General features: G+C 44.2%; 13 protein-coding genes, 1 pseudogene and 1 riboswitch. Of the genes and pseudogenes, 1 reads left to right on the top strand and 13 read right to left on the bottom strand.

From position 1 onward, the window contains the following. Positions 1 to 66: 66 nt before the first annotated feature. From MHB85_RS14200 to MHB85_RS14165, 8 genes and pseudogenes are all read right to left on the bottom strand, one after another. Positions 67 to 756 (bottom strand): hypothetical protein, encoded by a 690-nt coding sequence (locus MHB85_RS14200; protein WP_091016482.1) that lies wholly within the window; start codon positions 754 to 756, stop codon positions 67 to 69. 56 nt (positions 757 to 812) lie between these two features. Continuing rightward, complete coding sequence (locus MHB85_RS14195; protein WP_341073111.1) at positions 813 to 1,169, bottom strand: MmcQ/YjbR family DNA-binding protein; 357 nt, start codon at positions 1,167 to 1,169, stop codon at positions 813 to 815. A gap of 133 nt (positions 1,170 to 1,302) precedes the next feature. Further along, positions 1,303 to 2,730 carry a DEAD/DEAH box helicase gene (locus MHB85_RS14190; RefSeq protein ID WP_105598631.1) on the bottom strand — a complete coding sequence of 476 codons (1,428 nt, stop codon included), beginning with the start codon at positions 2,728 to 2,730 and terminating at the stop codon, positions 1,303 to 1,305. Between the two features lie 117 nt (positions 2,731 to 2,847). Continuing rightward, positions 2,848 to 3,162: a DMT family transporter gene (locus MHB85_RS14185; RefSeq protein ID WP_105598630.1), complete on the bottom strand. Its 315-nt coding sequence runs from the start codon at positions 3,160 to 3,162 to the stop codon at positions 2,848 to 2,850. Then, positions 3,162 to 3,500, bottom strand: a complete 339-nt coding sequence (locus MHB85_RS14180; protein WP_341073110.1) for a DMT family transporter — start codon at positions 3,498 to 3,500, stop codon at positions 3,162 to 3,164. Before MHB85_RS14180 ends, MHB85_RS14185 begins: the two co-directional genes overlap by 1 nt. A gap of 101 nt (positions 3,501 to 3,601) precedes the next feature. Further along, positions 3,602 to 3,702, bottom strand: a riboswitch (guanidine-I (ykkC/yxkD leader). Positions 3,703 to 3,772: 70 nt separating this feature from the next. Further along, positions 3,773 to 4,402 carry a pentapeptide repeat-containing protein gene (locus tag MHB85_RS14175; protein ID WP_341073109.1) on the bottom strand — a complete coding sequence of 210 codons (630 nt, stop codon included), beginning with the start codon at positions 4,400 to 4,402 and terminating at the stop codon, positions 3,773 to 3,775. Beyond that, positions 4,399 to 5,178, bottom strand: coding sequence for a methyltransferase domain-containing protein (locus MHB85_RS14170; protein WP_341073108.1), 780 nt, complete (start codon positions 5,176 to 5,178; stop codon positions 4,399 to 4,401). Before MHB85_RS14170 ends, MHB85_RS14175 begins: the two co-directional genes overlap by 4 nt. A gap of 232 nt (positions 5,179 to 5,410) precedes the next feature. Beyond that, a pseudogene (locus tag MHB85_RS14165) lies at positions 5,411 to 5,548 on the bottom strand (aldo/keto reductase); the annotation flags it as partial. A 371-nt stretch (positions 5,549 to 5,919) separates the two neighbouring features. On the opposite strand from MHB85_RS14165, the gene MHB85_RS14160 reads away from it, so the two are divergent. Further along, positions 5,920 to 6,837, top strand: coding sequence for an AraC family transcriptional regulator (locus MHB85_RS14160; protein WP_341073107.1), 918 nt, complete (start codon positions 5,920 to 5,922; stop codon positions 6,835 to 6,837). A gap of 179 nt (positions 6,838 to 7,016) precedes the next feature. Here the strand turns inward: MHB85_RS14160 and MHB85_RS14155 are convergent, their stop codons facing one another. From MHB85_RS14155 to MHB85_RS14135, 5 genes are all read right to left on the bottom strand, one after another. Further along, complete coding sequence (locus MHB85_RS14155) at positions 7,017 to 8,096, bottom strand: threonine aldolase family protein (protein WP_341073106.1); 1,080 nt, start codon at positions 8,094 to 8,096, stop codon at positions 7,017 to 7,019. Beyond that, positions 8,093 to 8,515 (bottom strand): MarR family winged helix-turn-helix transcriptional regulator, encoded by a 423-nt coding sequence (locus MHB85_RS14150; RefSeq protein ID WP_091016501.1) that lies wholly within the window; start codon positions 8,513 to 8,515, stop codon positions 8,093 to 8,095. The genes MHB85_RS14155 and MHB85_RS14150 overlap by 4 nt, the downstream gene beginning before the upstream one ends. Positions 8,516 to 8,973: 458 nt before the next feature. Further along, positions 8,974 to 10,692: an ABC transporter ATP-binding protein gene (locus MHB85_RS14145; protein ID WP_091016502.1), complete on the bottom strand. Its 1,719-nt coding sequence runs from the start codon at positions 10,690 to 10,692 to the stop codon at positions 8,974 to 8,976. Positions 10,693 to 10,694: 2 nt separating this feature from the next. Continuing rightward, positions 10,695 to 11,069 carry a hypothetical protein gene (locus tag MHB85_RS14140; RefSeq protein WP_341073105.1) on the bottom strand — a complete coding sequence of 125 codons (375 nt, stop codon included), beginning with the start codon at positions 11,067 to 11,069 and terminating at the stop codon, positions 10,695 to 10,697. A gap of 177 nt (positions 11,070 to 11,246) precedes the next feature. Continuing rightward, positions 11,247 to 12,188, bottom strand: a complete 942-nt coding sequence (locus MHB85_RS14135) for an alpha/beta hydrolase (RefSeq protein WP_341073104.1) — start codon at positions 12,186 to 12,188, stop codon at positions 11,247 to 11,249. Between the last annotated feature and the right edge of the window lie 7 nt (positions 12,189 to 12,195).

Here is a 12,195-nt window from a genome sequence, read left to right as displayed (position 1 = left end):
GTCGTTGCCAGTCCACCTTCCGTTGTGACAGCATGTTCATGCGAAATATCAAGCTCCCCAGTTGTCTCACTGTTCGTTGGATGCGCTCCCCTGCTCCATACTTGAGTCCTTTTTCTTGTGGGACATCATTCTGACCCCCATCAGACAAAAGAAAACGCTGCACCCCATGCCAAACAAACTACTGGTTTTTAAAGCGAGAGGTGAGGCTTGCATGGTAAGTAGTGTCGCTTGTGTCACGACGATGGATACCATGGCATCGGTGAAGTTAATCATTTTCAATGTAGATATAATTGGGTTATGTAGATGACGATTAGCCCAGGTACCGTACACGGCAAAAGCAAGTTTGGTAAAAGCGACTATAGCTACGATATATACAATAAGTCCGCTATATATGAAGGCATCACCGATCAGATACATTCGCAGACAGACGATCGAATAGGACACGCCCAGAAAACATAGAAAAAGACCTCCGCGTTTATACACCGCAAGCTCCAAAGAATATCTTTCTTGGGGAGACGCCATCCCTTTGGCAACTTTATATTGATGAAGCACCTGGCCTTTGGCTATACACAGAATCAAATAATACACTGCATTTGTGATGAACCATCCGGAAAGGAGATATATCCCCAAAACTAGCTTGCCTATCCCAATCCAGGCATTGATAACAAGGGATGCAACGTTGAACAAGGCCGTTCGATCTTGCTTATTTCCAAGATAACGGTCCCATATGGGCTTCAAGTATGTCTTCATTTTCATAAGATATTCATTCTACTTGGCGAGCAGACCATTGGCCTTGATAAGAGCGAAATACCTCACGATTCGACCATAGATTCCCGAACCCTTTTCGGAAGGGATTGGATAACCATATCATACGAGTGATCGATCATGACGTAGACATCCTCATTGGACAAGGAACCATCCAGCGTAATGGTATTCCAGTGTTTTTTGTTCATATGATATCCCGGTTGAACTGCTTCATGCTGCTCTCTCAGGTTCTCTGCAATTATAGGATCACATTTTAAGTTTAAGCGACAGTGCTTTTCCTTGTTTTCAAAAATAAGGGCGAACATCTTACCCGCAACCTTGATTGCGACTGGATCAGGCCCAAATGGATAATCCTTGATCGCACCTTTCTTGTTCAAACTGTATTCAATCATCGTATCTTTCAAATCAGTACCTCCCTTTCACCAGTGGACAATATAATGATACCGAATGTAAGTTCGTATGTAAATAAGCTCTCTACACATACAATAAAACCTCCTCCATAAGATGGAGAAGGTTTTATCTGCGTTTATTTAGGTCTTAATTGGCTCTATCATTCCTTGTTTTGCTACTGCGGCTGAATGAACCATTATTTGATTTACTGCTACTGCTGTTCGATCTGCTGCTACTGCTGTTTGATCGATTGCTATTGGATCTACCTTCGCTTGAACGACTGCTATTGGCTTTGCCACTCTTGGCAAACCACTCGGATTTCGGCTTGCGTGCCGGGTTCGCCTTGGACTTCGCCGGTTTGCCTGCAGCCGATTTGTTGAACGCAGGTTTACTGCCCGATGGTTTGCTGGTTTTCTCAAACACAGGTACACCTGTCATCGGATACGGATGACCTTTCACTTCAGGAATCGTCTTCTTGATTACTTTCTCGATATCCTTCAGGAACGGAAGTTCATCTTTTTCACAGAATGAGATCGCCATCCCGCTTTTCCCTGCTCGACCTGTACGTCCAATACGGTGAACATACGTTTCCGGAATGTTAGGCAGGTTAAAGTTAATGACATGTGACAGTTCCTCCACATCAATTCCTCTTGCTGCAATATCCGTCGCCACCAGTACTCGCGTAGCCCCACTCTTAAAGTTGTTCAGTGCACGTTGGCGGTCGTTCTGCGACTTGTTGCCATGAATGGCCTGTGCCGTAACATTCACTTTGGCCAAATCACGTGTAACCCGGTCAGCGCCGCGCTTCGTGCGTGTGAACACCAATGCCGTGACGATGGATTTATCCTCCAAAATTTGGTTCAACATAAGCTGCTTCTTGCCATTCTCCAACAAATATATAGACTGCTCAATGCGGTCTACGGTTGAAGATACCGGTGTAATTTCTACTTTGACTGGATCAACAAGCAAAGTCTTAACCATTTTGGTGATCTCAGGAGGCATGGTCGCTGAGAAGAACAGCGTCTGCTTTTTGTTCGGCATCTTGGCAATGATTCGTTTCACATCATGAATGAAACCCATGTCCAACATCCGGTCTGCTTCATCCAGAACGAGAATCTCAACCATTTTCAGATCAATACGTTTCTGGTTAATCAGATCGTTCAATCTGCCAGGTGTTGCAATAATAATATCTGCACCTTGATTCAACGCACGCTCTTGTACTTTTTGCGAAACACCGCCAACGATTGCCGTACAACGAATGTCCGTATACCGGCTATATACCTTGATGTTATCCGCGATCTGAATAGCCAGTTCTCGTGTTGGTGTCAAAATTAATGAGCGAATATGTCTTGCCGACTTTGATCCTTGTCCTTTGGATCTTTCGCTTAATAATTGAATGATCGGCACCGAGAATGCTGCTGTCTTGCCTGTTCCTGTCTGTGCACATCCCAGCAGATCTCTGCCAGCTAATACAGCTGGTATGGCCTGTTCCTGTATAGGGGTAGGATTAGTATAGTTTGCTTTGCTTAACCCTTCCATAATAGAGGGGATAATATTTAAGTCCTTAAATGTCATGTTTTCTCCTTCATTTACGCACATCTATGAATAAGACGCATCTTTTATTTCACACGTAACGTATAAGGATACCATTAAAAACGTAATCTGTACATTATCTTTTTCATATCACTTTGTTTAACTGACCAATTTAAGACCGACTGCCGATCCGAGCACCATAGCGATAAACAGAATTCTTAGGGCATTTCGAGGTTCTCCATAAAACACCATGCCCAGAATCGCACCACCGGAGGCCCCGATTCCCGTCCATACGGCATATGCTGTCCCCATCGGAAGAGTTTCCATTGCAATGGACAGGAATAGGAAGCTTAAACCAAACCCGGCTACCAATAGAACCAGTGAAATGAGATTACGGTCTTTGTGCAACTTGTTTATCATAAGCACTCCGACCATCTCAAATACCCCTGCCAAGATAAGAAATACCCAGTTCATTATAGCTGCACCCCCTTACTCTTCTCTTTACTCAGCATTTTAAGACCAATTACGCCGAGTAAAAGTATACCAATGAGTATCATTTTTCCGGCTTGAACAGTTGCATCGAACAAAATAATCTCTGCTAATACAGTACCAGCGGTACCGAGGCCAACGAATACTGCATAGACCGTTCCCACAGGCAGTGTACGCGAAGCTGCAATCATCAAGGAGAAACTGATCAGAATGGCAACCAGTGTAAAGCTCCACTCCAGCAAACCGCTGGCATGTTTCAATCCAATGACCCACCCCACTTCAAACAACGCAGCAACCACAACCGACATCCACGTTTTATTCATACCTGTAACACTCCTTCTCTACTACATTTTTTGTACAACCTGTAAGGGTTCATTAGCGAAAAACAAAAAAAGCCCGGGAAACAAACTGCACGTCGCAGTTCATCTCCCAGGCTTTTATCCCTCCGTGGCACAACCAACAGGTTGCGGGTTTTCTCTCGGACCAGACCGACACATCCATCGCGGAACCCTAGAAAACCTGTTTTTATTCTAATGTGACTCCAATTATACACACTTCCACTATCTTGGCAACCCCGTAAATGTGATCATGCCCTTTATTTGATAATCAAACCCATTAATCCAACAAATGTGGCGGCTTGATGTGGTGAAATCACACAACCGTTGAGATCTTCCATGGTCAGTACCAAGGAGTCAAATTCGCAATCGCTAAGATCCAGATCCTTCATTTTGGTCCCCGTTAAGGAAACTTGGTCGATGTTACATTGACTAAACTCCATTTTTTGCAGTGCCAGATAGGCAAAGTCCGCACCAATCAAGGTACATTCCGAGAAGGAGACCTGTTTCAAATGAGCAAAACGGAAATTGCTGTAGTCACCTAGACCATGAAGGAAACTGACATTTTGCAATCGACTATTGGAAAGATCAGTTCCGACAAACTTGCAGTGATGCCATTCGATCCGGTGCATGAAGGCACCAGAGAGATTGACATTGGAGAAGTCACAGTGTTCGAACCGGACATCGGTGAATTCAAATTGTTCCAAGGCAGACTCCGAGATTGTCACATGTCTAAATACAACATTTTCAAAGGAAACTTTACTCGCTTCCTGTTGATCCAGCATGATATTCTCGATCAGTTTGTGTTTGTACTCAACTTTGGATTCCAGGAATGCAATCGTTTCCGGTTCGAGTAACTGCTCCTGAATCTTGGGTTTGTCCATTTTCATATCGTATTCCCCGATTCCTTAATAGCTACGACTCGCAGTCGGCTTCTGTCCAGATACCATTGTCCATCCCGCATCAGTTGTGGCTGTACCCTTTTCTCGACAGCTTCCATAATAACATCCCGTTCCGCAGGTGTGATACCACTGAATAAATACTCCGCGAAGCTGGTCAACCACTTTCTGGCACCTGGCTTGAACGGGGTAAATTGATCAACGTGCTGGGCCAGACTAACTCGAAATCCGTGTTGCTCCAGAAGATTAGCATATTCGCCAATGGTCGGGTGATACCATGGATTCCGACCTTCCCATTTGTATCCACGAGCATGCAGTTCTTCCCTTACCGCTGTTATTAATATAGCCGTGTTGCCATTTGCAGCAAACTCAGCCACGAATCGCCCGCCCGTCTTGAGCGCTGACTGTATTGATTGTACTACTGCCGGGGCATCCTTTATCCAATGCAGAACGGCATGAGAGAAGACAGCATCAAAAGGTTCTTCTGTCCGATAATGACAAGCATTTGCTACATGAATATTCATATCAGGGTATCTCTGTTTAGCTTGCCTAATCGTCTCTTCTGAAAAATCTATACCTGTTGGCAGCGCTCCTGCGACTGCAATTTTGGCTGTCAGATCCCCATTGCCACAACCCACATCAAGGATTCGTTCTCCATGGGACGGCTGGAGCAAGGATAAGATAGGTGTTTCCTGTAACGCTGTAAAAGGAGCAGAATGACCACTCCACGATTCGTTCGTTTGACCGGATGAATGTCCGTTGTTCATAGAATATAATCTCCTTCTCAATTAAGGATCTAATGTATCTATAATAACTTTAATATAAGAGAAGTGTCAATTCACTCAACAGATAACTATAAAAAAAGCCGCCGAATGGCGACTTTAACATTTAAGAATTGGGATCAACTGAGATTGCCAGTTACCGGATGCGACGCTCAGCTGTATATTGGACTTTCATGAACTGCCAGGCGTACATCGAAGAGCTCCAATGTATCTGACCTTTCCGGATGAACGGTCGACTCTGCTCTTCATTCAGGAACCATGGAGCCATTACGCGTTCCGGTACACCGTAACTCATACAACCTAGACATAATCTGGAGACATCCAGACCGGTACGTCCTAATTTCACATATTCCATATTTCACACTCTCCTTGAATTTGTTCTGTGAATGGATGTTGTCTCGACCTCTTCGGTAACTAGCTCTAACCAGCATGTGAAGTATATCTCTCGATGTACGGAATTTTCTTCGAACTTGATCTGTGATTCGAGCCTGTCAATCAAAATTTGCCTCACATGGTTTGATAACCACTTCATCACCTTACTCACCCAACTTTTCGAATAAACTTTAATCGCTTGGCTCTGTTAATATACTCTTAGTATGCCGAGTCATGGGCTGCAAGCGGTATATCAATCGTCTTAATTGATTGCCTGATCCTCTCAGGCCCCCTTTTGGTTCTGTACGGTAAGCTTTATAATGTAAGCAGGTTAAATCCGTGAGGAGGATACGTATGACCGAAGAATCATTTCAACCAAAACAGGAATTGAGTGACCTGATTAAACGCCATTCCCACCATAACGGTGCAATGGAAACGGCGATTCCTTCCCTGTTTGTCTATCACCATTCCAAGATTAGCGAACCCGCATACAGAGTATATAAACCTTCATTTTGTGTGATTGTTCAAGGGTTGAAAGAAGTATTGCTCGCACAGGAGCGTTATGAATACGGACCTTCCAATTACCTGATTGCTTCCATGAATCTTCCGGTCATCGGGCAGATTATCAAGGCATCCGCTGAAGCACCCTACTTAAGTCTTAAGCTCGAATTCACACCGAACCAAATTCTCGAAGTACTTAACGAATGCAATATCAAGGTAACATTCAACGAAAACGCCAGACGAGCCATGTTTGTAGGTCAGATGGAATCGTCCATTCAGGATGCTGTACTCCGACTTGTTCGTTTACTGGATACGCCGGGAGAGATTCCATTTCTGGCTCCGTTGTACGTTAAAGAAATCCTGTTCCGCCTCCTTCAAGGACCTTACGGAGGAGAACTCGCGCAGATTGCGGTTGAAGGTAGCAGCACTTATCGGATCAGAGAAGCGATTGAGTACATCGTTCATCATTGGGAACAGCCATTTCGCATTGAAGATCTGGCTGAGACCGCCAGCATGAGCGTCTCTTCATTCCATCGTCACTTCAAAGAGATTACAGCCATGAGTCCATTACAATTCCAGAAACAAATAAGATTACAGGAAGCCCGGCGACTTCTGATGGCCGAATCTGCTGACGCGGCAGATGTAGCGTTCCGGGTTGGTTACGAGAGTGCTTCTCAATTTAGCCGCGAATATGCACGCATGTTCGGTGCGCCGCCTAGAGCCGATATCCGACGGCTGAAAGAGAAATATGACATGGCCTTGAGTGAGTAACCGAATATGCACTCTCTATCTCACAACTATCTCACAAAAGGTAAACCAAAAAAGGACAACCACAATGAGTTGTCCTTTTTTCAGTATCAGAATTCTGCGTAATTGCTTTTGGATTTATTCAAGCTACTCGTATTTATGAGAAGGAACTCGGAACTGTTCTCCTTAATTTTTGAACAAGATTAGACCAATACTTCGACCCGTTCTGGCACGTGGATCTCTTCGTGCAATAATTGAGTAATTTCACGAGTCAGTGCATCCACATTCTCTTGACGAGTTGCCCAGCTGGTACAGAACCGCACCGCACTGTGTGTATCGTCAACCTTTTCCCAGAAGGTGAACGTATAACCGCTGCGTAATTTCTCAAGCAAACAATCAGGTAGAATCGGAAACTGCTGGTTAGTTGGTGAATCGTACAGGAAACGTACTCCCTGCTGTTCGAGTGAATCATGAATTCTCAAGGCCATATCTACGGCATGGCGAGAAATATCGAGGTACAGACCATCTTCGAACAACGTTTCAAATTGGATACCCAGCAATCTGCCTTTGGCAAGCAGGCCACCTTTTTGTTTGATCATATAACGAAAATCCGGTTTCAGTGCATCATTCAGGATGACAACCGCCTCTCCCATCAATGCGCCAATCTTGGTTCCCCCGATGTAAAATACATCGCACAAGCGCGCAAGATCAGCAAGTGTCATATCGCAATCTCGGGAGGCAAGTGCATATCCAAGGCGTGCTCCATCCACGAAAAATGGAAGACCACATGCTCTGCTCACTGTATGCAATGCTTGCAGTTCTGCCTTGCTGTACATCGTTCCGTTCTCCGTTGGCTGAGATATGTAGACCATACCTGGCTGCACACAGTGTTCCGGCGACGACTCATTCATGTGCGCATCGTAGACTGCTCTAACCTGCTCAGGCGTGATCTTTCCGTCCTCGCTTGGAACTGTGAGTACCTTATGACCCGTTGCTTCAATAGCCCCCGTCTCATGAACCGCAATATGTCCTGAGCTAGCTGCAATCACACCTTGATAAGGACGCAAAATAGAGGCAATCACCGTTGTATTTGTCTGTGTACCGCCAACCAAAAAATGAACATCAGCCTGCTCGTTGTCACAAGCCTGACGAATAAGCATTCTCGCCCGTTCGCAATGCTCATCCGTACCATACCCGCTTGTCTGTTCCATGTTAGTTTCCATCAGTTTTTTTAAAATGCGATCATGCGCACCTTCGTTATAGTCACATTCAAATCGTATCATCGTGTTGTCTCTCCTGCCTTCTTGTTCAACTTCTCTTGTATGTTCATCATGGAGGTGTATACCTCTTGAATCTCTTCTTCATTGAGGTCTTGCATTAATTTCAGAATCTGTTGATCGGATCGATCATTCAATTGGGCATACAGTTCCTCACCCTTGGCTGTCAGACGAATCAGACTGACCCGGCTGTCGGCCGCAGAATTCACTTTCACCAGCAGACCTTCCTTGGACAGCTTGTTCACAATTCGGCTCATGTAACTGCGATCAATGGTCAGTGTATCCACCAGATTGTTCGCAATGCTCTCTCCCCGAATTCCAATCTCAATAATGACCCGTACTTCAGCAAAGGAATACCCTGTTCCGAGAATATGCTTGTCGAGTACACCAAGTATGTTGGTATAAAAACGGTTAAAACGTCGCATGTCAGCCAGAATATCTGGATTTATGTACTGAGAGTCGATGTCAAACCCTCCTTTTTAGTGGACATTGTCAACATTATAATAATCAGGTTAGTGGACGTTGTCAACATTATATTTTGTATAGCATTTATAACTTCATTAGTTACCCAAAAGAAAAAGCCGCGCATATGCGCGGCAAGGTTTAATTGATTTAGTTACTTTATCCAGATACTTAGTCACCTACTTAAGTTTCTATATAAATTGAACTGAACATTTACACAAAACGGAGAGGACAGAAAGAACCTGAAGAAGCGGAGCTAAAAGCTTTCTGTGGAAAGCTACTTCGTAAGCATAAACTCGCCTTTATCCCCGGATTTCCCCTTTATATAAGGAATAAAAAAATCTGGGGATAACAGCGATCGGAAGGTTGTTCTGTCATCGGAGTACCCAGTGTAAATATTTTTTTGTTCATTTTATATGGATTAAGAGTGGCTGTATTGCACCTGATGAAGACGGCTATATATGCCTCCAGCGGCGACCAATTCCTCATGGTTACCCTGTTCAGCGATACCATCTGTGTTCACCACGATAATTCGATCCGCATTCTTGATCGTTGTCAATCGGTGTGCAATCACAAGTGTTGTTCTACCCACCGACAATTCAGCGAGTGATTGCTGAATAAGTGCTTCCGTTTCCGTATCCAGCGCGGAGGTTGCCTCATCCAGAATAAGAATGGGTGGATTTTTCAAGAACATACGCGCAATGGATAACCGTTGCTTCTGTCCTCCGGATAGCTTGACTCCACGCTCACCAATGACCGTATCCATACCGTCCGGCAACGTAAGAATCAATTCCTCCAATGAGGCACGGCGAGCGGCATCCCAGATCTGTTCGTCCGTTGCACTCAGGTCACCATAAGCAATATTCTCCTTAATGGTACCCGAGAACAAAAATACATCCTGTTGAACGATCCCGATATGCTTACGCAACGATTGAAGCTTAACATCCCGAATGTCCACACCATCTACAGTGATCCGTCCCTCTTCTACCTCATAGAATCGCGGAAGCAAGCTACAAATGGTTGTCTTACCTGCACCTGACGGACCCACAAAAGCAACGGTTTCCCCTGGTCGAACAGTCAGACTGATATCATTTAAAATACGCCGACTGGATTCATATCCAAACGAGACGTTCTCAAAACGAATATCACCCTTCACACTTTCGAATTCCACGGCGTTTTTGTTATCCGCAATTTCAGGTTCTGTATCAATGATCTCCAGATAACGCTTGAAACCAGCGATGCCCTTCGGATAACTTTCGATGACTGCGTTAATCTTCTCGATAGGTCGGAAGAAGATATTCGACAGCAGCAGGAAGGCCATAAAATCACCCATATTAATTCTGCCATCAATATAAAACCAAGCCCCGCTGATCATGACAAATACCGTAACCAGTCGCATCATCATATAACTGACCGAGATACTTTTTGCCATCGTTTTGTAGGCAAGCAGCTTGGTTTTACGGAAATTCTGATTATCTACAGCAAAAAGCTCTTTCTCGTGTTCTTCGTTGGCGAACGATTGCACAACACGCATGCCACCGACATTGTCCTCAATGCGCGCATTGAAATTGCCGACGTCTCCGAAGAGTCTTCGATACGTCTTCGTCATACGGCCTCCAAATACGATAATGACCCAGGCCATAATAGGGATAATGATAAAGGTAAGCAGCGCAAGCTCCAGATTAATGTTAGCCATCAGCCAGAATGATCCGATTAATGTCATCACTGCAATAAACACATCTTCAGGTCCATGGTGAGCAACCTCGCCGATATCGTTCAGATCATTCGTGAGATGACCAATTAAATGACCCGTTTTGCGATTATCGAAGAACCGGAAAGACAGCTTCTGCAAGTGAGCGAACATCTTCTCACGCATGTTGGTCTCAATGTTAATGCCCAGCATATGTCCCCAGTATGTAACGACATAGTTCAATACCGTATTAAGTGCATAGATGGATAACAGCACAATACAGGCAAGCAAAATAAGAGGCCAATCCTGACCAGGCAACAACTCATTAATGAATTTGCTGACGGCAAGGGGGAAAGCCAACTCCAGAAGACCTGCGAGTACAGCACATCCAAAATCAATCAAAAACAGTTTTTTATAAGGACGATAATACGAGAAAAAACGACGAATCATACTTATTCACTCTCACTCTCCAGGTTCTTATTGGGAATTACATCTTCATTTTGCAGTTCGAATAGATGGATATACTCATCGATGACCTGATCAATGGCTTTCAACTCCCCACTGATTATCGGGCGAATATGTTCGTACTCCTCCTGACCAAGTTGTCTGGCGAGCGTTGTTCTTCGATTCTGCATCTGTTCCAGAAATACAAGAATCCGGCCGCGACGGAATGTTTGCGCACCATGGCCCCGTTTTCCCTGTTGTTCACCATGTCCTCTGCCACGTCTGGAGCGCTCTCCACGTTGCTCACTGTCACTCACATCACGTTTCGGACGTTCGCCTTGACGTACACTTCCATCCGATTCTTCAATCTGTCGATCTCTCATCCTGCCACCTCCATTGCGTGTATACATATGTATACGATGCATTCATGTATACGATTGTATACGCGGTGACAAGGGGTGTCAACCTAAATTTTCCAATAAAGTAATTACGCATGTATGCTCATCACCTCTTTCAATAGAAAAAAGCCGCGATTTCGCGGCTTCTTTTGTTGATACACTCTACTCTATTTCACTCATAAATTTCCTATATTCTTGGACCATTTCTTTGGATCGGGTGTGATGCAAATAATGATCTCCCTCGAAAGTCATCACTTTTCCATGCACTGAATCTTTGACTTGCTCTTCATGCAAGGGTATCCATCCTTCCGTTTCAGTATCATTCGCTTGTAAGAAGAAAATCAACGGAAGATCTTTGGGGAAAGACAGGTTCTCAGTTGCTTTGAAGTTAGGACCAAAGTTTTCGCCTTCATTCAGGTTATTCGGATTAAACGTATTTTTGAGTGAAAGTATTCGAATTTGCTCTCTGGTTTCATCATCAACATCAGGTGCAATCAGTTGATCAGGGGCCAGTTTCATTAACAATCGGTAGAATCCTGATTTTTTAAGCAGTTTGTACGTTTCAGTTGGGAATGGATCATCGTTACCTCCCTGCGTTGGGACACTGCTCTCGATGCCGACAAAGGAAGTTACTTCGTTTGCATATTTGTTCACATAATCCAGACCGTATATCCCTGAAATGGAGTGTGCCATGAGCGTGTAACGTTGAATACCAAGTTGCTGTAATGCTTCATGAATTTCACTAACCATATTTTCCGTAGTACGCTCTTTTTCAGTAATGTCACTTAATCCATAACCGAAAGGCTCAATGACAACAACTTTGTAAAATGGAGATAGCTCATCGATGAGCGGTTTGAAATCAAGGGCTGGGGCGGGTGTTCCATACCCAGGAAGCAATACCACCGTTTCTTTGCCTTTTCCTTGAATCAACACATTCATGTTTTTGCCATCAACCGCTACAAACTGGCCATAAGGTTTTATCTTTCCTTCCTCCGATTTGTTGCTAACTGCATTAACAATAAAGACAGTCGCAATAAATAATGCAAAAGCGATAACGATCGCACCAAATATTTTGAGCAAAATGATTAATATTTTTTTCATCATGATGGTT

This window comes from Paenibacillus sp. FSL K6-4396 (assembly GCF_038002525.1).
In the GTDB taxonomy this organism is placed as follows: domain Bacteria; phylum Bacillota; class Bacilli; order Paenibacillales; family Paenibacillaceae; genus Paenibacillus; species Paenibacillus amylolyticus_B.
This window is presented reverse-complemented; position numbering and strand designations above follow the sequence as displayed.